We start from the raw sequence: 240 nt of genomic DNA, 5'->3' as shown, positions 1-240 counted from the left end.
ACCCTCGTCACCGCGTTGCGGGAGCGCTTCGACCTGCCCGTGCACCTGCACACCCACGACACGGCCGGTGGCCAGCTCGCGACGCTGCTCGCCGCCATCGACGCGGGCGTCGACGCGGTCGACGTCGCGAGCGCCGCGATGTCGGGCACGACGAGCCAGCCGTCGATGTCGGCGCTCGTCGCGGCGACGGACGGCACGGACCGTGCGACGGGGCTCGACCTCGCGAACGTGTGCGACCTC

The 240-nt window shown here is 74.2% G+C and carries 1 protein-coding gene; it reads left to right on the top strand.

Translation table 11 applies throughout. The features are described 5' to 3' along the window. The coding region (locus AX669_RS11545; RefSeq protein ID WP_156445006.1) for a hypothetical protein at positions 1 to 240 on the top strand (240 nt) is incomplete at both ends.

Source organism: Dermacoccus sp. CCH2-D9, from assembly GCF_001556795.1.
Classification (GTDB): domain Bacteria; phylum Actinomycetota; class Actinomycetes; order Actinomycetales; family Dermatophilaceae; genus Dermacoccus; species Dermacoccus nishinomiyaensis.
The sequence above is the reverse complement of the archived record's forward strand: the minus strand, read 5'-3'. Positions and strand labels throughout refer to the sequence as shown.